The organism is Agromyces sp. NPDC055520, assembly GCF_053619715.1.
Genome location: NZ_JBSHJY010000035.1, coordinates 15,541 through 33,151 on the forward strand (window position 1 = coordinate 15,541; position 17,611 = coordinate 33,151).

Genomic DNA, 17,611 nt, shown 5'->3' on the forward strand with positions numbered 1-17,611 from the left:
TGGGAGGCGAAGGGACGGGCTACCGTGAGTGCGTGAGTGAACAACCGAATGACGCGGATGTCTCGGCGCCCGCGCTGATGCACGGCGTCGGGCCGTGGCCCGGCGGCGAGTCGGAGTGGCCGGGCGACCCGCACTTCGACCCCGAGCTGCTCGAGCACGGCGACACCCGCAACGTCATCGACCGCTACCGGTACTGGCGCATGGACGCGATCGTCGCCGATCTCGACGAGCACCGGCACCCGTTCCACGTCGCTATCGAGAACTGGCAGCACGACATGAACATCGGCTCGATCGTGCGGAGCGCCAACGCGTTCGCCGCCGACACCGTGCACATCATCGGCCGCCGCCGCTGGAACAAGCGGGGCGCGATGGTCACCGATCGCTACCAGCACGTCGTCTACCACCCGGATGTCGCGGCGTTCACGCTGTGGGCGCACGAGGCATCCGTGCCCGTGATCGCCGTCGACAATGTCGACGGCTCCGTGCCGATCGAGGCGTTCGCCTGGCCCGAGCGCTGCGTGCTGCTCTTCGGGCAGGAGGGGCCGGGGCTCTCGCCCGAGGCGACTGAGGCCGCCGACGCGATCGTCGAGATCACGCAGTACGGCTCGACACGCTCGCTGAACGCGAGCGCCGCCGCGGCGATCGCCATGCACTCGTGGGTGCTGACGCACGCAGTGCCGCCGGCGGGTTCGTTGATCGAGTAGCGAGCGCCAGCGAGCGTATCGAGATCAGCCGACCTGTAGTGGGTCTCGATACGCTCCTTCGTCGCTACTCGACCACCGGACGGCGCATGCCAGACTTGGCTCGATGACGGTCATCGACAACGCGATCTACCGCGACGGCACGCGTGTCGCGACTCCGACGAGCCTCGACGAGACGTTCGAGCGGCGTGCCGAGCACGGCGGCTTCGCGTGGATCGGACTCTACCGGCCCACCGATGCCGAACTCAGCGCCGTCGCCCAGGAGTTCGGCCTGCACCAGCTCGCCGTGGAGGACACCCGCAAGGGGCACCAGCGGGCCAAGCTCGAGCGCTACGGCGACACGCTCTTCGTGGTGCTGCGGCCGGCGCGGTACCTCGACGAGGTCGAGCAGGTGGAATTCGGCGAGCTGCACGTCTTCATCGGGCCCGACTTCGCGATCACGATCCGCCATGCGGAGTCGCCGAACCTCGCGCGAGTGCGACACCGCCTCGAATCCACTCCCGAGCTGCTCGCGAAGGGGCCTGAGGCCGTGCTCTACGCCGTGCTCGACGAGGTCGTCGACGAGTACTCGCCGGTCGACCTCGGTCTCGAGAACGACATCGACGAGATCGAGGAGCAGCTCTTCTCGGGCGACCCGGTCGTCACGAGGCGCATCTACGACCTCGCGAGCGAGGTCATGGAGTTCCAACGCGCGACCCGGCCGCTCGTCGGCATGTTCGACGCGCTCGAGCGCGGCTTCGAGAAGTACGCCATCGACCTCGAACTGCAGCGGTACCTGCGCGACGTGAAAGACCACGTCATCCGCATCGTCGAGCGCGGCGACACGTTCCGCCAGTTGCTGCAGAACGCCCTGCAGGTGCACTCCGCGCTCGTCGCGCAGCGGCAGAACGAGGAGACGAGGGTGCTCTCCGAGGCCGCCGTCGCCCAGAGCGAGCAGGCCAAGAAGGTCTCGAGCTGGGCGGCGATCATCTTCGCGCCCACGCTCATCGCCGGCATCTACGGCATGAACTTCACGCACATGCCCGAACTCGACGAGCCGTGGGGCTATCCGGTCGCGGTCGCGCTCATGGTCGCCTTCGCGGGCGTGTTGTACGGGCTCTTCAAGCGCAAGGGCTGGCTCTGAGCGTCGTCTTCACGCACCCACTTCGCGCGGGCTCTTCCCGCGGCATCCGTTCACGGTTAACGTTGGTGCATGACCGAGATCACCGACGATCTGCCCGCCCGACTGATGCATGAAGAGCACGCCGGATGGCGGGCCATCGTCGAGGGCCGGGGCGGTGAGCACTACCAGCGCGCGATGACCCGCGACGCCCTCATGATCGTCGACGGTGCCGCCTTCGGGCGCGACGAGATCCTCTCGGCGCTGCGCAGCGCGCCCCCGTGGGAGGAGTACCACCTGCACGAGCCGGCCGTGATCCGACTCGGCGACCGCGCCGGCATCCTCGTCTATCGGGCCGAGGCCCGGCGCGGTGACGACACCGTGAACCTCCGCATGTCGACGACCTACCTCATCGAGGGCGGCTCGTGGCGCGTGGCCGCGCACCAGCAGACCGCGGCCTGATCGGCCGAACACGGTGCACGTTGTCCCCTGCATTGGGGTACGCCGAACCCGTGGCACCGGCCTACCCTGAAAACGTGCGGTTGATCAGCAGGGGGACATGATCGACCCACGTGGGTGAGCCGCCGGGGGGACGGCTCGCCCGGGCACTGTGCCGACTCGGTGCCGGCTCAGTCGGTGCCGAGGTCGAACGCCGACGCCTCGTTCGCGGCATCCGTCGCGGCCTCGAGCTCGGTCTCGCCCGTGCCCGCGAGGATCTGCGCCGCGTCACCGAGCGAGAGGTCGCCGACGAGCGCGGCGGTCGCGCCGCCCACGAGGCCGAGGTGCGCGTACTGCTCGAGGCGGGCGCGCGAATCGGCGATGTCGAGGTTGCGCATGGTGAGCTGGCCGATGCGGTCTTCGGGACCGAAGGCCTGGTCGCCGACGCGCTCCATCGAGAGCTTCTCAGCCTGGTAACTGAGCGCCGGGCCGGTGGTGTTCATGATGGTGTAGTCGTCGCCGCGGCGGAGGCGCAGGGTGACCTCGCCCGTGACGGCCGAGGCGACCCAGCGCACGATCGACTCGCGGAGCATGAGCGATTGCGGGTCGAGCCAGCGGCCCTCGTACATGAGGCGCCCGAGACGGCGACCCTCGTTGTGGTAGTTCGCGATCGTGTCTTCGTTGTGGATCGCGTTCACGAGGCGCTCGTAGGCGATGTGCAGCAGGGCCATGCCCGGTGCCTCGTAGATGCCCCGCGACTTCGCCTCGATGATGCGGTTCTCGATCTGATCGCTCATGCCGAGCCCGTGACGGCCGCCGATGGCGTTGGCCTCGAGCACGAGCGCGACCGCGTCGTCGAACCGCACGCCGTTGAGGGCCACCGGGCGACCCTGCTCGAACGTGACGGTGACGTCTTCGGCGGCGATCTCGACCGACTCGTCCCAGAACTTCACGCCCATGATCGGCTCGACCGTGGTGATGCCCTCGGAGAGCTCTTCGAGCACCTTCGCCTCGTGCGTGGCACCCCAGATGTTCGCGTCGGTCGAGTACGCCTTCTCGGCCGAGGCGCGGTAGGGCAGATCGCGCTGCAGCAGCCACTCGCTCATCTCGGCGCGGCCGCCGAGCTCGGTGACGAAGTCGGCGTCGAGCCACGGCTTGTAGATGCGCAGGCGCGGGTTGGCCATGAGACCGTAGCGGTAGAACCGCTCGATGTCGTTGCCCTTGTAGGTCGAACCGTCGCCCCAGATGTCGACGCCGTCTTCGAGCATCGCGCGCACGAGCAGCGTGCCCGTGACCGCGCGGCCGAGGGGCGTCGTGTTGAAGTACGCCCTGCCGCCCGAGCGGATGTGGAAGGCACCGCACTGCAGTGCGACGAGGCCCTCTTCGACGAGCGCGGCCCGGCAGTCGACGAGTCGCGAGATCTCGGCGCCGTACTCGATCGCGCGGCCGGGAACGGCCTCGACGTCGGGCTCGTCGGGCTGGCCGAGGTCGGCGGTGTAGGTGCAGGGCACCGCGCCCTTCTCTCGCATCCACGCGACCGCGACCGAGGTGTCGAGGCCGCCGGAGAAGGCGATGCCGACGCGTTCGCCGACGGGCAGGCTGGAGAGGACTTTCGACATGCCCTCCAGCCTACTTGGCGGCGTGTCCTTCGGCGGCGACGTCAGGGCCGGTCAGCGCGGACGCGAGGCGCTCTAGCCACGGCTCCGTGTGCGGCAATAGACTCGCGCCACCGGTCGAGCGGCAAACCAAGCCGCCGTTCGTCGCAGTGTCGCGACGGGCCGGGCCGTCGGCCGATCCGGCCCGCGGTACTCCAGTCGCAGTGAACGGAGACAGGGATGAAGAAGTCCAAACTCATCGGGGTGGCCTCAGCGGCAGCGCTCGCGGTCGGCCTCATCGGCGCCGCGGCGGCACCCGCCGCGGCCACCGGGCCGGAATCCGGTTATCTGGTGCTCGCGCCGCAGGGCAAGAGCACCGCGAAGGCCGAGGCACGCGTGGCCGCTGCAGGAGGCACCGTCGTGGCCTCCTACAGCCAGATCGGCGTGCTCGTCGTGCGGTCGACGAACACGGCGTTCGCCGCCAAGGTGGCCGGCGCCGGTGTCGAGTCGGTCGCCTCGACCGACGGGCTCGGCACGACGCTCATCGATGACGAGGCCACGGTGGCCGTCGACTCGAGCGCGGTCGAAACCATGGGCGACCCGACGGCCGAGCCGCTCTGGGGCCTGCAGTGGGACATGACGCAGATCGACGTCGCCCAGGCGCACGAGATCACGACGGGTGACCCGTCGGTCGTCGTCGGCGTGCTCGACTCCGGCATCGACGCGACGCACCCCGACCTCGCGACGCAGGTCGCGAAGAACCAGAGCGCTTCATGCATCGGCGGCGTCGTCGACACGAGCGAGGCGGCGTGGAGCCCCACGACCTCCGACCACGGCACGCACGTAGCCGGCACGATCGCCGCCGCCATCAACGGCGTCGGCATCGCGGGTGTCGCACCGGGCGTGAAGGTCGCCTCGGTCAAGGTCGTCAACGACGACGGGTACATCTACCCCGAGGCGGCGATCTGCGGGTACCTCTGGGCTGCCGACCACGGCATGCCCGTCACGAACAACAGCTACTTCATCGACCCGTGGGAGTTCAACTGCGTGAACGACCCGCGCCAGCGGCCGGTCTGGCAGGCCGTGCAGCGAGCACTCGCGTACTCCACGGCGAAGGGCACCCTCACGGTGGCGTCGGCTGGCAACAGCAACGTCGACCTGCAGCACAAGTTCGTCGACTCGTCGAGCCCGAACGACGGCAGCTACCCCGTCGAGGATCGCACCATCACTGGCGCGTGCCGCGATCTGCCGGCTGAGGCGCCGGGCGTCGTGACGGTCTCGGCCGTCGGCCCGACCGAGTTGAAGAGCTACTACTCGTCGTACGGCCAGGGCGTCGTCGACGTGACGGCTCCCGGCGGCGACACCCGGTTCCGCACCGGCGGGGCCTCGTCCACCATCTCCGACGCCGTGCTCTCCACGGTGCCCGGCGGCTGGGGCTACAAGCAGGGCACCTCGATGGCGGGACCGCACGCAGCCGGCGTCGCGGCGCTCGCCGTGTCGACGCACCCGGGCATCAAGCCGGGCGCGCTCGCGTCGCTGCTCGAGCGCAGCTCCGTGTCGCTGCCGTGCCCCGCGGGCGTGTACGAGCCGCGCCCGGGTTACCCGGCCGTCTGCACGGGCGGTGAGCGCAACGGCTTCTACGGAGCCGGCAACGTCAACGCGTTCAACGTCGTGAAGTAGCGAAACCGAGCGGATGTATCGCGCGCGAGGGGCCGGGCCGGACGGCCCGGCCCCTCGTGGTTCGGTCGCGCCGCCTCCTGAACCCGCGCGGGACCCCGCGATAAGGTGGAGTGTGACTGCAGACAACCCAGCACAAGAGCCCGAGGCGTCGCTCGCCGACGAACCCGAGGTGCGGCAGGCGCTCGCCGAAGGCGATCGGGCCTCCGTCTCGGCGATCGTCACGGGGCATCCGTCGTCGCCGCTCGCCTGGACCGAACTCGCAGACCTCGCCGATTCAGAGGGGCGGGCCATCGAGTCGTTCGCCTTCGCGTCGGTTGCGGCCGACCTGGCCCGTGAGCAGCTAATGGCCGGCGGCTGGCGGCCGGGCGACCCCGTCTGGTGGTCGGACGAGCCCAATCGCGCGTACCTGCGCGCCCTCGACACGCAGCGGCGCGCGGCCGAGGGGCTCGGCCTCGACGAGCGCGCCGGCCGTCTCGCAGCGGAGCTCGCCGCCGCAGACCCCGAGGCGCCCGCGCGCATCGCGTCGGAGTTCACGCCGACGCAACTGATGTCCGTCGTGAACGCCGCCGACCCGGGCCACGCGACATCCATCGACCACGCGACATCCGTCGCCACACCCACCGGCGACCTCGTCGCCGAACCCGCCGCGTCCGACGCGGCAGGAGAGGACTGACATGCCCGCGGCCGTACTCATCGGTGCACAGTGGGGCGACGAGGGCAAGGGCAAGGCGACCGACCTGCTCGGCTCGCGCCTCGACTACGTCGTCAAGTTCAACGGCGGCAACAACGCCGGGCACACCGTCGTCATCGGCGACGAGAAGTACGCCCTGCACCTGCTGCCGTCGGGCATCCTGACGCCCGGCGTCACGCCCGTCATCGGCAACGGCGTCGTGGTCGACGTCGAGGTGCTCTTCGAAGAGCTCGAGGGCCTCGAGGCCCGCGGCGTCGACGTGTCGAAGCTGCGCATCTCGGCCAATGCCCACCTCATCACGCAGTACCACCGCACCCTCGACAAGGTGACCGAGCGCTTTCTCGGCAAGCGCCAGATCGGCACCACCGGCCGCGGCATCGGGCCGAGCTACGCCGACAAGATCAACCGCGTCGGCATTCGCATGCAAGACCTGTTCGACGAGAACATCCTGCGGCAGAAGGTCGAGGGCGCGCTCGACCAGAAGAACCACCTGCTCGTGAAGGTCTACAACCGGCGCGCGATCGGCGTCGACGAGGTCGTCGACGAGTTGCTGTCGTACGTCGACCGGCTGCGCCCGATGGTCACCGACACCGCGCTCGAACTGCACGAGGCGATCGAGCGCGGTGAGACCGTGCTCTTCGAGGGCGGCCAGGCGACGATGCTCGACGTCGACCACGGCACCTACCCGTTCGTGACCTCGTCGAACGCGACGAGCGGCGGCGCGATCACCGGTTCGGGCATCGCGCCGAACAAGATCGACCGCATCATCGCGGTCATCAAGGCGTACACGACGCGCGTCGGCGCCGGCCCGTTCCCGACCGAGCTGTTCGACGAGTGGGGCGAGTTCCTCACGCAGCAGGGCCACGAGTTCGGCACGACGACGGGCCGCAAGCGCCGCACCGGCTGGTACGACGCCCCCATCGCACGCTACGCGTCGCGGATCAACGGCGTCACCGACTTCGTGCTCACCAAGCTCGACGTGCTCACGGGCATCGAGCGCATTCCCGTCGCGGTCGCCTACGACGTCGATGGTCAGCGCTTCGACGAGGTGCCGGTCTCGCAGTCCGACTTCCACCACGCGAAGCCGATCTATGAAGAGTTCCCCGGCTGGACCGAAGACATCTCGGGCGCCCGCGAGTTCTCCGACCTTCCCCCGAACGCGCAGGCCTACGTGCGCGAACTCGAGGCGATGAGCGGTTCGCGCATCTCGGCGATCGGCGTCGGCCCCGGCCGCGACGAGATCGTCACGCTGCACGACCTGCTGGGCTGAGTTCGGCGAGTCGGTCGCGCCGCGAAACAGCGGCATGACGAGGGGGTGGATGCCGCGGCATCCACCCCTCTGTCGTCGTCGTCGTCGACGACTCCGGCGTCTACGGCGTGACGATCGCGAACGCGTCGTCGCCCGGGTCGATCACTCCGAGCAGCCGCTCGAGCACCGAGGCGTCGCCGTCGAGCGCGACGCCGGCCGAGGTCGAGTCGCCGCCGAGCAGGGCGAGCAGTCGCAGCTTCGAGAGGCTGAGCGTCAGTTCGACGTCACCCGCGCCGTCTTCGAGGTAGATCAGCACGCCGTTGCGCACCGTCACCCGGAACCGGCGGTCGAGATCGGTGAGCACGATCGCGAACGACAGGTCGAGGTCCCAGGCCTTCGGGCCGTCGATCTTGATCGCGATGGCGTCGAGCAGCTGCTCGGGGCTGAGCTGGGCGAGCATCGACGGCGCCGTGGTCTTCGTCGGCGTGCCGAAGTTGCCGACGCGCAGCTCGGTCGCACCCGAGAGGAAGAAGTTGCGCCACGTGCCGTTCTCGGAGCCGTAGGCGAGCTGTTCGAGCGTGTCGGCGTACAGGGCCCGGGCGGTGTCGTGGTGCTCGTCGACGAATACCGCGTGGTCGAGCAGCGTCGCCGCCCAGCGGTAGTCGCCGGCGTTGAACGCGGCCTGCGCGAGCTCGACCACGCGGTCGATGCCTCCGATCGCCTCGACGTAGCGCTCGGCGAGGGCGGCCGGCGGGTGCGGCCAGAGACGAGCCGGGTTGCCGTCGAACCAGCCGAGGTAGCGCTGCACGATCGCCTTGACGTTGTGGCTGACCGAGCCGTAGTAGCCGCGGGCGTGCCAGGCCTGATCGAGCGCCGGCGGCATCTCGAAGAGCTCGGCGGCCTCGGCGGCGGTGTACCCGCGGTTGACGAGTCGCAGCGTCTGATCGTGCAGGTAGGCGTAGAGGTCGCGCTGCACCGACAGGAACTCGACGATGTTCTCGCGGCCCCAGGTCGGCCAGTGGTGCGAGGCGAAGACGGCGTCGGTGCGGTCGGCGTACCGCGTGATCGCCTCGGTGAGGTACTGCGACCACACGTGCGGGTCGCGCACGACGGCACCTCGGAGCGTCAGCAGGTTGTGCAGGTTGTGCGTCGCGTTCTCGGCCATGCAGAGCGCGCGGTAGCGCGGGAAGTAGAAGTGCATCTCCGACGGCGCTTCGGTGCCGGGCGCCATCTGGAACTCGATCTCGACGCCGTCGACCGTGTGCGTCTCGCCCGTCGTCGTGATCTCGAGCGTCGGAACGATCATGCCGATGGCACCGGTCGACGTGGTCTGGCCGAGGCCGGCCCCCACGGCGCCCTGCGGTCCGCGTTCGAGTGCGGCGCCGTACATGTATCCGGCACGCCTCGCCATCGCCGTGCCGGCGTAGACGTTCTCGGCGACGGCGTGCTCGACGAAGCCCTCGGGGGCGATGATCTCCACCGTGCCGGCATCGACCTCGGCCTGCGAAGTCACGCCGAAGACCCCGCCGAAGTGGTCGACGTGCGAGTGGGTGTGGATGACGGCGACGACCTTGCGGTCGCCCCGATTGGCGCGGTACAGCGCGATGGCGGCGGCCGCCGTCTCGGTCGAGATCAGCGGGTCGATCACGATGATGCCGGTGTCGCCCTCGACGATCGTCATGTTCGACAGGTCGAGGCCGCGCAGCTGGTAGACGCCCTCGACGACCTCGTAGAGCCCCTGCCGGGCGACGAGCTGCGACTGCCGCCAGAGGCTCGGGTGCACCGTGTCGGGCACCTCGCCCTCGAGGAAGGCGTAGCTGTCGTTGTCCCAGACGACGTCGCCGGCGTCGTTTCGAACCACCCCCGGTTCGAGCGCCGCGATGAATCCGCGATCCGCATCGTCGAAATCTCGCGTGTCGTCGAACGGCAGCTCGGCGAGTGCCGCCGCCTGCTGCGTGCGGATGGTGTCGGAAGCCGGCTTGTGGTCCATCGTTGAGCATCCCCTCTCGGCGGGTGGTCCCCGCCCCCTCGATTCATCGTTTCAGCGGATGGAGGAGCGCACAAGGGAACCGGCCGAGTCTGCGCGCCGGTCGCGCCGCGAGACGGCGGCATGACGGCGAGACGGCGGCATGACGAGGGGGTGGATGCCGCGGCATCCACCCCCTCGTTGGTCTCGACTACTTCTCGGTGCCGATGGCGTCGTCGGCGGCCTTCGCCGCACCGTCGATGTGCTCGTCGAACTTGCCGCCGGTGACCTTCTTGGCCGCGTCGGAGACGCCGCCGATCACCTTGTCGCTGAGGTCTTCGGCCTGCTCGCTGTTGAGCGCGTCGGAGATCTTGTCTTTGTTGTCTTCGATGAAGTCTTGCGCCTTCTTCGTGATGTCGTCCAGTGAACCCATGGCCCCCACCTTTCGTTCGACGTCTGTCGTCGTGCTCTCAAATCGTAGGGGGCGAGGGAGTCGAACGGAAGGGCGTCGACGCGTGTCAGACTCGATCGGTGACCGCCATGCGCCCCGCCGACGATGACCTCGTCGGCCGATTCATCCGCCTGAGCCCGTTCGATGCCGCTGACATCCCCGAGCTGTACCGTGCGCTCGGCCGACCCGAGGTGTTCGCGGGCGGCTATGGCGGCGGACCCGGCGGGCTGCCCGCCGATCTCGCGGCCTACGAGGTCTTCGCACGCGGGTATTACGCGAGCGGGCCGGACTCGATGCCGTGGACCGTGCGCCTCATCGGCGGCGCCGACGACGGCCGCGTGGTCGGGGCGACGTGGCTGGGCGACCTCGACCTCGGCAACGAGTCGGCGCACCTCGGTGCGACCGGGTACGACCCGGGCGTCTGGGGCACCGCAGTGAACGTCGAGGCGAAGCTCATGCTGCTCGGCCTCGCCTTCGACAACGGGTTCGGGCGAGTGAAGATCCAGGCCGACGGGGTCAACGGCCGGTCGCGCGCCGCGATCGAGAAGCTCGGCGCGCGATTCGAGGGCGTGCTGCGCCGACACAAACGCCGGGCCGACGGCAGCTGGCGCGACAGCGCGGTGTACTCGGTCATCGTCGACGAGTGGCCCGAAGTGCGGGCGGGTCTCGAGGCACGGCTCGCGGCGTGGGGCGAGCGGCCGGTCGAGGTGCGCTCGACTGAATGAGGAGCGCGGGGTCGCTACCCCCAGAGCTCCAGCGCGCCGTCGATCATCGCGGCCACGCCGCCGGCGTAGGCGATCACGATCACGGCGATGCGGGCCGCGTGGTGCGGCACGTGGCGATGCAGCAGCTCGCCGAGCCCGAGGCCGGCGAGCAGGGCCACGATGACGAACTGCCACGCGCCCGGCTCGAGTTCGGGCAGCGCCCAGCCGGTCGCGCCGAGCTTGCCGACGAGCGACGCCACGCCGATCACGACGAAGTACGGCTGCGCGGTCGCGGCGAAGCCGGCCTGCGACCAGCGGGTCGCGACGGCGTAGACGCTCAGCGCCGGGCCGCCGACGCCGGCGGAGGCATTCATGAATCCGGATGCCGCGCCCGCCACGATCGCCGGAACGGCCCCCGTCGCCACGTGGTCGGTGCGGGTCACGGCGAGTGAGACGGTGAGCGCCACGACGACGAGCACGCCGACGCCGAGCTGCAGCACCGGCCCCGGCAGGCGCGCGGCGACGAGCGCGCCGGCGACGGTGCCGGCGAGGGCGGGCACCACGAGCCATCCGAATCGCCGCCATTCGATGTGCCGCCAGACCCGCGGCAGGATGAGCAGCGACGAGAGCACCGCACAGAAGTTGACGAGCACGACCCCGTCGAACGGGCCGAGCAGGATCACGAGGGCCGGAGCGGCGATGAGGGCGAAGCCCATGCCGGTGATGCGTTGGGCCAGTGCGCCGACGAGAACGGAGGCGGCGACGGCGAACAGCACCGGGCGAGTCTACCCGCGGGCCTGGGTCTCCCCGCGGGCCTGGGTCTCCCCGCGCGTCTCGGGCACGTGCAGGCGGGTGAGGAAGGCATCGGTGCCGCGAGGCCCGCCCCGGCGGTCGCCGCGCGAGACGAACACCATCACGAGCACGGTGAGCGGCACCGTCCAGGCGGCGGGCTGCTCGAGGAACGGGCGCAGTGCCGGCACCGCCGCCGAGAGCATCGGCCCGCCGAGAATGGCGCCGCCCGAGACGAGCGCGCCCGTGAGCATGCCCGCGATCGCGCCCCGCGCGGTGAGTCCCCGCCACCAGATGCCGAGGATCAGCATGGGGCAGAGGGTCGATGCGGTGAACGCGAAGACGAGTCCCACGCTGCCGGCGAGGCCCGCCGACTCGGTCGTGAGGGCGACGAGCAGCGGGATGAGCGTGGAGACGATCGCCGCGATGCGGAAGCCGCGGACGCTCCCGCCCAGCAGGTCTTGACTGATGACGCCCGCGAGCGAGACGACGAGCCCCGACGAGGTCGACAGGAACGCGCCGAACGCGCCCGCGATGACGAGGGCGGTGAGCAGCTCGCCGCCGAGGCCGGGCACGAGCCGGCCGGGCAGCAGCAGGATGAGCGCATCGGCTTCGCCCGAGGCCGCGAGATCGGGGGCGAACGCCCGGCCGAGCAGACCGAACGCGGTCGGGAACACGTAGAACACCGACAGCAGGGCGAGCACGATGACGGTCGTGCGCCGGGCCGCCACGCCGTCGGGATTCGTGTAGAAGCGCACGAGCACGTGCGGCAGCCCGAGCGTGCCGAGCAGCAGCGCCACCATGAGCGAGACCGTGCGGTAGACGTCGAGGTCGCCCGGGCCGGCCGCCGGTGGAAACGCCTGGGCGGGGGTGAGCTGCGCGGGCGGTTCGCCGCCGCCCACGATGAGCAGCAGGGCGGCGACCGGCACCGCGAGCGCCGTCAGCTTCAGCCAGAACTGGAAGGCCTGCACGAAGGTGATCGAGCGCATGCCGCCCGCCGCGACGATGACCGCGACGAGCACCGCGACCGCGACCGAGCCGACCCACGACGGCAATCCGGTCGTGATGCGCACGGTCAACGCGGCCCCCTGCAGCTGCGGCACGATGTAGAACCAGCCGATGACGATCACGAGCGTCGAGGTCACGCGCCGCGCCCACGTCGACTCGAGCCGCGCCTCGGTGAAGTCGGGGATGGTGTACGCCCCCGAGCGCCGCAGGGGAGCGGCGACGAAGAGCAGGAGCATGAGGTAGCCGGCCGTGTAGCCGATCGGGAACCACAGGCCGCCGGCACCCTGCAACAGGATGAGTCCGGCGATGCCGAGGAACGACGCGGCCGAGAGGTACTCGCCGCCGATCGCCGAGGCGTTCCACCACGGCCGCACGGTGCGCGAGGCGACGTAGAAGTCGCTCGTCGTGCGCGAGACCCGCAGCCCGTAGAAGCCGATGAGCGCCGAGGCGAGCGCCACGGCGGCGATCGCGATGTAGCCGATGACGGGATTCACTCCGACTCCGTCAGTGAGCGATAGCGCGACTCGTTGCGCGAGGCGGCCCGCACGTAGAGCCCCGCGACGGTGAGTGCGAGCGGGTAGATGCCGACGCCGAGCAGCAGCCACGATGCCGGCACGCCGAACACGAAGCTCGAGTCGAGCTCGGGCACGAGAGCGATGGCGAGCACGAAGAGGGCCGTGGCGGCCGCGAACCCGACGGCGAAGACGATCGCGAGTCGCAGCTGCGAGCGGATCAAGGAGCGAACGTAGACGCCCGCGATGTCGCTCGTCGGCCCGCCGCGCGACGGCGACGGCGACGGCAGCGCGCGAGCGGATGCCCCGGCCCCGCCCGGTCGGGGAGCGGTGACGCGCACTCGTGGCGGCGGCCCCGCGGCCCCTTCGACGGGCTCAGGGAGCGCCGCTCGTTCGCGGGGCGGCTCGCTCACGCTACGTCCTCGGGCGGATGACCGCCTGGTCGAGCCGATCGCGAAGCGCCGGCAGCAGCCGCCGGCTCACGGGCAGTTCGGCCTGCCCGACCGTCACGCTCGGGTGATCCGAACCGAGCCGGATACGGCTGAGGTGCGCGAGCGACACGAGGTACGAACGGTGCACGCGCACGAACCCGGCGTCGGACCACTGCCGCTCGAGGTCGCTCATCGGCACCCGCACGAGGTAGCTCGCCTCTTCGGTGTGCAGCCGCGCGTAGTCGCCCTGCGCCTGCACATAGCGCACGTCGTCACGCCGGATCATCCGCGTCGTGCCGCCCAGCGACACCGCGATCATTTCAGGCGCAGCGGATGCCTCGTGGCTCGCCTGACTCGCGGCCCCGACCCTCAACGCCTCGACGATGCGGCCGACCGAGCGGTGCAGCCGCTCGGTGCGCACGGGCTTCAGCAGGTAGTCGACCGCAGCGAGGTCGAAGGCCTCGAGTGCGCCCTCTTCGTCGGCGGTGACGAAGACGAGCACGGGGCTGTGCTCGAAGCGGGCGAGCGCCCGCGCGAGGTCGAATCCCGTGAGTCCGGGCATGTGGATGTCGAGGAACGCGGCGTCGACGGGCTCTCTCGTGAGCAGGCGGATCGCCTCGGACCCAGAGGAGGCCTGATGGATCACGCCGACCCGCGGGTCCTGCCCGAGCAGGAACGCGAGCTCGTCGATCGCGGGCTGCTCGTCGTCAGCGATGAGCACGGAGATCATGGTTCGAGTCTGCCATCGGTCTCGCTCGCTGAGCTTGTCGAAGCGCGCCCGCCGGGGGTGCTCGCTTCGACAGGCTCAGGGAGCGTTCGCGGGCGCCGCGGGCCGGCCTTCGGCACCCGCATGCGCACGAGCGTGCCGGCGCCCACGTTGGTCTCGACGACGAGGCCGAGGTCGTCGCCGTAGACCTGGCGCAGCCGCGCATCGACGTTGCGCACCCCCACGTGCTCGCCGTCGGCGGGGCCGCCCGCGAGCACCACGGCGAGTATCTCGGGGTCGATGCCGACGCCGTCGTCCTCGACGCTGATCTCGGCGAACGCCCCTGAGTCGGACGCCGTGATCGTGATGCGCCCGCCGCCCTCCTTCGACTCGAGGCCGTGCCGCACGGCGTTCTCGACGAGCGGCTGAATCGAGAGGAACGGCACGACGGTCGAGAGCACCTCGGGTGCGATCTGCAGGGTGACCTTCAGGCGCTCGCCGAAGCGCGCGCGCTCGAGCCGCAGGTAGCTGTCGATCGAGCGCAGCTCTTCGGCGACGGTCGTGAAGTCGCCGTGGCGTCGGAACGAGTAGCGGGTGAAGTCGGCGAACTCGAGCACGAGTTCGCGTGCCTGCGCCGGGTCGGTGTTGATGAACGACGCGATCGCGTTCAGCGAGTTGTAGATGAAGTGCGGGCTGATCTGCGCGCGCAGGGCCCGTACCTCGGCCTCGGCGAGCGCCGCGCGCGAGGCGTCGAGTTCGCCGAGTTCGACCTGCGCCGCCACCCAGTCGGCGACCTCGCCCGTGGCCCGCACGAGACCGGCGCGCACGGGCGACGCGAAGGCGACGATGGCCCCGAGCGGCCCCCTGCTGCCGAGGATGGGCGCGGCCGCGGCATCCGTCTCCCAGGCGCCGATCGGAATCCGGCGCTGCACCTGTTGCCTGCCGCCTGCGAAGACCGCGGCGGCGAGTCGCTCGGCGACGGGCCGCACGACCTCGTCGCCGTCGATCGCGATCGTGCCCGAACGATCGACGATCGCGAGGCTCTCGCAGCCGAGCAGCGCGCGCAGGTGCTTGCCGGCGCGCGCCGCGTCGAGTTCGTCGATGCCGCCGCGCAAGTGCTTCGCCGCCTGCGAGGCGAGGTGCAGCGTCTGGTACGTCGCCTGCTCGGCGTCGGTGCCGAGCTCTTTCGAGCTCACCACGATGCGCCGCAGAAACACGACGAGCCCGACGGCGAGCGCCCCGCCGAGCACGCCGAGGGCGGCGGCGACGAGCATCGACTCTGACATGCACGACAGCGTAACCGCTCGCTCGTCGTCGCCCGCCCGCCGTTCGTCGCACCGTGGGCGCCGTTCGGCGACGACGAACGGCAGGCGCCCCACACCGGGTCATCGACGCGCGAGAGTTGCCCCACTGCATCCGGCAGCGGCCGGGCCCCCGCCCGACATGACCCCGAAGGAGACTCGCAATGGGCAACGACGCCCTGAGCGCGGAGACCGAGACGGCCCCACCCGTCGACTACCGCGCGGTGCAACAATCCGAACAGTTCCAGCGGCTGCGCTCGAGGCACCGGAGGTTCGTCTTCCCCGTGCTCGCCGCCTGCCTGCTCTGGTACTTCGCCTACGTGCTGCTGGCCGGGTACGCGCACGACTTCATGTCGACGCCCGTCTTCGGCAGCGTCAACATCGCGATCCTGATGGGTCTGGCGCAGGTCGTGACGACCTTCGCCGTGACGACCTGGTACGTGCGCTACGCCAACAGGGAGCTCGACCCCATCGCCGAAGAGATCCGCGATGAGATCGAGACGGGCGCGACGTTCACCGCAGAGGAGGTGGCTCGCTGATGCTGCATCTCGAAGCCGCAAGCGCGTCGCCGGGCGAGTCCTGGCTGAACATCACCATCTTCGGCGCCTTCGTCGCGATCACGATGATCATCGTGTTCCGTGCGAGTCGCAACAACAAGACCGCCGCCGACTACTACGCCGCGGGCCGCTCGTTCACCGGCGGCCAGAACGGCTCGGCCATCGCGGGCGACTACCTCTCGGCGGCGTCGTTCCTCGGCATCGTCGGGGCGATCGCGATCAACGGCTACGACGGGTTCCTCTACTCGATCGGCTTCCTCGTGGCCTGGCTCGTCGCACTGCTGCTCGTCGCCGAACTGCTGCGCAACACGGGCAAGTTCACGATGGCCGACGTGCTCTCGTTCCGGTTGAAGCAGAAGCCCGTGCGCATCGCCGCGGCGACCACGACCCTCGTCGTCTGCTTCTTCTACCTGCTCGCCCAGATGGCCGGCGCGGGCGGGCTCGTCTCGCTGCTGCTCGGCGTCGGCGACCAGCTCGGTCAGGCGCTCGTCATCACGGTGGTCGGCGCGCTCATGATCATCTACGTGCTCATCGGCGGCATGAAGGGCACCACCTGGGTGCAGATCATCAAGGCCGTGCTGCTCATCGCGGGCGCCGGGGTCATGACCGTCTGGGTGCTCGCGATCAACGGCTTCAACTTCGGGGCGCTGCTCGACAACGCGGTGGCGGTGGCGGGCAACCCCGAGATCCTGAACCCGGGCATCAAGTACGGCGTCTCGGAGGTCGCGAAGGTCGACTTCCTCTCGCTCGGTCTCGCGCTCGTGCTCGGCACCGCGGCCCTGCCGCACGTGCTCATGCGCTTCTACACGGTGCCCACGGCCAAAGAGGCGCGCAAGTCGGTCGTCTGGGCGATCTGGCTCATCGGCATCTTCTACGTGTTCACGCTCGTGCTCGGCTACGGTGCGGCGGCTCTCGTGGGCGCCGACGTCATCGCCGCGGCTCCCGGCGGCCCGAACTCGGCGGCCCCGCTGCTCGCGTTCGAGCTCGGCGGACCGCTCCTCCTCGGCCTCATCTCGGCGATCGCGTTCGCGACGATCCTCGCGGTCGTCGCCGGCCTCACGATCACGGCGGCGGCCTCCTTCGCCCACGACATCTACGCGAGCGTCGTGAAGAAGGGCAAGCCGGCACCGGGCTCCGAGATGAAGGTCGCCCGTCGCACGGTCGTCGTCATCGGCATCGTCGCCATCATCGGCGGCATCGGCGCCAATGGGCAGAACATCGCCTTCCTCGTGGCGCTCGCCTTCGCGGTCGCCGCGTCGGCGAACCTGCCGACGATCGTCTACTCGCTGTTCTGGAAGCGCTTCACCACCCAGGGCGCCCTGTGGAGCATGTACGGCGGCCTCGCGTCGGCGATCATCCTGATCATCTTCTCGCCGGTCGTCTCGGGCTCCGAGACCTCGATGCTGAAGACCGAGTCGATCGACTTCGCGATCTTCCCGCTCTCGAACCCGGGCATCGTCTCGATCCCGCTGGCCTTCTTCCTGGGCTGGCTCGGCACGGTGCTCGACAAGACCAAGGAGGACCCGCTGAAGCGGTCCGAGATGGAGGTGCGCTCGCTCACCGGTGTGGGGGCCGAGAAGGCGACGCAGCACTGAGAACCTCCCGGCGGCGGGGAGTCCCATCCGCCGCCGGGACTCCATTTCGACGCGGCGGGAATGCCTGCCCAGGTCGCGTCGAAGGAAAACATGCCGATCATTGATTATCACTGTCACTTAAGCCCAAAGGAAATCTAT

General features: G+C 70.0%; 18 protein-coding genes. 10 read left to right on the plus strand and 8 right to left on the minus strand.

What is annotated here, in order from left to right; translation table 11 throughout:
- The first annotated feature begins 77 nt into the window (after positions 1-77).
- The 3 genes from ACWGST_RS13155 to ACWGST_RS13165 all read left to right on the plus strand — a co-directional run bounded on the left by ACWGST_RS13155 (position 78) and on the right by ACWGST_RS13165 (position 2,262).
- Positions 78-704 (plus strand): TrmH family RNA methyltransferase, encoded by a 627-nt coding sequence (locus ACWGST_RS13155; RefSeq protein ID WP_452047134.1) that lies wholly within the window; start codon positions 78-80, stop codon positions 702-704.
- Positions 705-807: 103 nt separating this feature from the next.
- Positions 808-1,824 carry a magnesium and cobalt transport protein CorA gene (locus tag ACWGST_RS13160; RefSeq protein WP_452047118.1) on the plus strand — a complete coding sequence of 339 codons (1,017 nt, stop codon included), beginning with the start codon at positions 808-810 and terminating at the stop codon, positions 1,822-1,824.
- 69 nt (positions 1,825-1,893) lie between these two features.
- On the plus strand, positions 1,894-2,262 hold the full coding sequence (locus tag ACWGST_RS13165) for a nuclear transport factor 2 family protein (RefSeq protein ID WP_452047119.1): 369 nt from the start codon (positions 1,894-1,896) through the stop codon (positions 2,260-2,262).
- Positions 2,263-2,429: 167 nt separating this feature from the next.
- Here the strand turns inward: ACWGST_RS13165 and argG are convergent, their stop codons facing one another.
- Positions 2,430-3,857 (minus strand): argininosuccinate synthase, encoded by a 1,428-nt coding sequence (argG, locus tag ACWGST_RS13170; RefSeq protein WP_452047120.1) that lies wholly within the window; start codon positions 3,855-3,857, stop codon positions 2,430-2,432.
- 216 nt (positions 3,858-4,073) lie between these two features.
- On the opposite strand from argG, the gene ACWGST_RS13175 reads away from it, so the two are divergent.
- From ACWGST_RS13175 to ACWGST_RS13185, 3 genes are all read left to right on the plus strand, one after another.
- Positions 4,074-5,513, plus strand: coding sequence for a S8 family peptidase (locus ACWGST_RS13175; protein ID WP_452047121.1), 1,440 nt, complete (start codon positions 4,074-4,076; stop codon positions 5,511-5,513).
- Positions 5,514-5,625: 112 nt separating this feature from the next.
- Positions 5,626-6,186: a DUF3151 family protein gene (locus ACWGST_RS13180; RefSeq protein ID WP_452047122.1), complete on the plus strand. Its 561-nt coding sequence runs from the start codon at positions 5,626-5,628 to the stop codon at positions 6,184-6,186.
- A gap of 1 nt (position 6,187) precedes the next feature.
- On the plus strand, positions 6,188-7,474 hold the full coding sequence (locus ACWGST_RS13185; RefSeq protein ID WP_452047123.1) for an adenylosuccinate synthase: 1,287 nt from the start codon (positions 6,188-6,190) through the stop codon (positions 7,472-7,474).
- A gap of 100 nt (positions 7,475-7,574) precedes the next feature.
- Here ACWGST_RS13185 and ACWGST_RS13190 read toward each other — a convergent pair whose 3' ends face one another.
- Both ACWGST_RS13190 and ACWGST_RS13195 read right to left on the minus strand, forming a co-directional pair.
- Positions 7,575-9,443 (minus strand): alkyl/aryl-sulfatase, encoded by a 1,869-nt coding sequence (locus ACWGST_RS13190; RefSeq protein WP_452047124.1) that lies wholly within the window; start codon positions 9,441-9,443, stop codon positions 7,575-7,577.
- 187 nt (positions 9,444-9,630) lie between these two features.
- Positions 9,631-9,852: an Rv0909 family putative TA system antitoxin gene (locus ACWGST_RS13195; RefSeq protein ID WP_452047125.1), complete on the minus strand. Its 222-nt coding sequence runs from the start codon at positions 9,850-9,852 to the stop codon at positions 9,631-9,633.
- Positions 9,853-9,959: 107 nt separating this feature from the next.
- Between ACWGST_RS13195 and ACWGST_RS13200 the strand changes: the two genes are divergently transcribed.
- The gene (locus ACWGST_RS13200; protein WP_452047135.1) at positions 9,960-10,595 is read left to right on the plus strand and encodes a GNAT family N-acetyltransferase; all 636 of its coding nucleotides are present in this window, start codon (positions 9,960-9,962) and stop codon (positions 10,593-10,595) included.
- A 14-nt stretch (positions 10,596-10,609) separates the two neighbouring features.
- On the opposite strand, the gene ACWGST_RS13205 is transcribed toward ACWGST_RS13200, so the two are convergent.
- From ACWGST_RS13205 to ACWGST_RS13225, 5 genes are read right to left on the minus strand one after another with little or no spacing between them, the layout of a single operon-like run.
- A complete protein-coding gene (locus ACWGST_RS13205; RefSeq protein WP_452047126.1) occupies positions 10,610-11,350 on the minus strand; it encodes a TSUP family transporter in 741 nt (246 codons plus the stop codon).
- A 9-nt stretch (positions 11,351-11,359) separates the two neighbouring features.
- Positions 11,360-12,865, minus strand: coding sequence for a sodium/solute symporter (locus ACWGST_RS13210; protein WP_452047127.1), 1,506 nt, complete (start codon positions 12,863-12,865; stop codon positions 11,360-11,362).
- Entirely contained in the window at positions 12,862-13,296 is a 435-nt protein-coding gene (locus ACWGST_RS13215) for a hypothetical protein (protein ID WP_452047128.1), read from the minus strand. The genes ACWGST_RS13210 and ACWGST_RS13215 overlap by 4 nt, the downstream gene beginning before the upstream one ends.
- Position 13,297: 1 nt before the next feature.
- A complete protein-coding gene (locus ACWGST_RS13220; protein ID WP_452047129.1) occupies positions 13,298-14,044 on the minus strand; it encodes a LytR/AlgR family response regulator transcription factor in 747 nt (248 codons plus the stop codon).
- A complete protein-coding gene (locus ACWGST_RS13225) occupies positions 14,041-15,306 on the minus strand; it encodes a sensor histidine kinase (RefSeq protein WP_452047130.1) in 1,266 nt (421 codons plus the stop codon). The genes ACWGST_RS13220 and ACWGST_RS13225 overlap by 4 nt, the downstream gene beginning before the upstream one ends.
- 179 nt (positions 15,307-15,485) lie before the next feature.
- On the opposite strand from ACWGST_RS13225, the gene ACWGST_RS13230 reads away from it, so the two are divergent.
- From ACWGST_RS13230 to ACWGST_RS13240, 3 genes are all read left to right on the plus strand, one after another.
- Positions 15,486-15,860, plus strand: coding sequence for a DUF485 domain-containing protein (locus ACWGST_RS13230; protein WP_452047131.1), 375 nt, complete (start codon positions 15,486-15,488; stop codon positions 15,858-15,860).
- Positions 15,860-17,473 carry a solute symporter family protein gene (locus ACWGST_RS13235; RefSeq protein ID WP_452047132.1) on the plus strand — a complete coding sequence of 538 codons (1,614 nt, stop codon included), beginning with the start codon at positions 15,860-15,862 and terminating at the stop codon, positions 17,471-17,473. Before ACWGST_RS13230 ends, ACWGST_RS13235 begins: the two co-directional genes overlap by 1 nt.
- Before the next feature lie 60 nt (positions 17,474-17,533).
- Positions 17,534-17,611, plus strand: a 78-nt coding sequence (locus ACWGST_RS13240) for a glucuronate isomerase (protein ID WP_452047136.1), incomplete at its 3' end; no start/stop codon positions are given.

Excerpts from the sequence above, each read along its gene's own strand:
- ACWGST_RS13155 (WP_452047134.1), top strand. The coding sequence starts at position 78 with ATGCACGGCGTCGGGCCGTGGCCCGGCGGCGAGTCGGAGTGGCCGGGC.
- ACWGST_RS13160 (WP_452047118.1), top strand. The coding sequence starts at position 808 with ATGACGGTCATCGACAACGCGATCTACCGCGACGGCACGCGTGTCGCG.
- ACWGST_RS13165 (WP_452047119.1), top strand. The coding sequence starts at position 1,894 with ATGACCGAGATCACCGACGATCTGCCCGCCCGACTGATGCATGAAGAG.
- argG (WP_452047120.1), bottom strand. The coding sequence starts at position 3,857 with ATGTCGAAAGTCCTCTCCAGCCTGCCCGTCGGCGAACGCGTCGGCATC.
- ACWGST_RS13175 (WP_452047121.1), top strand. The coding sequence starts at position 4,074 with ATGAAGAAGTCCAAACTCATCGGGGTGGCCTCAGCGGCAGCGCTCGCG.
- ACWGST_RS13185 (WP_452047123.1), top strand. The coding sequence starts at position 6,188 with ATGCCCGCGGCCGTACTCATCGGTGCACAGTGGGGCGACGAGGGCAAG.
- ACWGST_RS13190 (WP_452047124.1), bottom strand. The coding sequence starts at position 9,443 with ATGGACCACAAGCCGGCTTCCGACACCATCCGCACGCAGCAGGCGGCG.
- ACWGST_RS13195 (WP_452047125.1), bottom strand. The coding sequence starts at position 9,852 with ATGGGTTCACTGGACGACATCACGAAGAAGGCGCAAGACTTCATCGAA.
- ACWGST_RS13200 (WP_452047135.1), top strand. The coding sequence starts at position 9,960 with ATGCGCCCCGCCGACGATGACCTCGTCGGCCGATTCATCCGCCTGAGC.
- ACWGST_RS13220 (WP_452047129.1), bottom strand. The coding sequence starts at position 14,044 with ATGATCTCCGTGCTCATCGCTGACGACGAGCAGCCCGCGATCGACGAG.
- ACWGST_RS13225 (WP_452047130.1), bottom strand. The coding sequence starts at position 15,306 with ATGTCAGAGTCGATGCTCGTCGCCGCCGCCCTCGGCGTGCTCGGCGGG.
- ACWGST_RS13230 (WP_452047131.1), top strand. The coding sequence starts at position 15,486 with ATGGGCAACGACGCCCTGAGCGCGGAGACCGAGACGGCCCCACCCGTC.
- ACWGST_RS13235 (WP_452047132.1), top strand. The coding sequence starts at position 15,860 with ATGCTGCATCTCGAAGCCGCAAGCGCGTCGCCGGGCGAGTCCTGGCTG.